1 protein-coding gene is annotated in these 742 nt (G+C 46.2%); it reads right to left on the bottom strand.

Annotated features, from left to right (window positions below; translation table 11 throughout):
* Window positions 1-41: 41 nt before the first annotated feature.
* A partial coding sequence (locus R7040_RS26230) for an aminotransferase class I/II-fold pyridoxal phosphate-dependent enzyme (protein WP_318097547.1) occupies window positions 42-742 on the bottom strand: 701 nt, incomplete at its 5' end.

The following is a 742-nucleotide window of genomic DNA, read 5'->3' as shown; positions in this document are numbered from 1 at the left end:
AAGCATATGAGAGATCAACACTAATTACTACCAGTGATTCATTACTGGCTGTAGGTTGATAGGAATCGCTCGAAGCGTCCGATTGCGGTTTCCAGATCTTCAACGTGTGGCAAAGTCACAATGCGGAAATGGTCTGGTTTTGGCCAGTTAAAACCTGAGCCTTGTACTAGCAGTACTTTTTCCTGTTTCAAGAAATCGAGCACCATCTGCTGGTCATTCTTGATGTTGTACATCTTGGTATCGATTTTAGGGAATAAGTACATGGCACCTTTGGGTTTCACACAAGATACCCCTGGGATCTGGTTGATCAGCTCGAACGCACGATTACGCTGCTCTAGCAATCGGCCACCAGGTAAGATCAACTCATTGATACTTTGGTAGCCACCTAGCGCGGTTTGAATCGCATGTTGCATCGGCACGTTGGCACAAAGACGCATAGAAGAAAGCAACTCTAGACCGTTAACGTAGCCTTGTGCTAAGTGTTTTGGACCAGTTAAGAACATCCACCCACCGCGGAAACCACATACACGGTAAGCTTTCGACAACCCGTTGAAGGTCATCACAAGTACGTCTTCCGTTAGCGTCGCAACAGAAGTGTGTGTTGCGCCATCGTAAAGCACTTTGTCGTAAATCTCGTCAGCGAAAATGATCAGCTTGTGCTGGCGAGCAATCTCAATCACTTCAAGCAAGAAATCGCGACTATATACAGCACCTGTAGGGTTGTTTGGGTTGATCAGAACAA

The organism is Vibrio sp. 1069 (assembly GCF_033340555.1).
The sequence above is the reverse complement of the archived record's forward strand: the minus strand, read 5'-3'. Positions and strand labels throughout refer to the sequence as shown.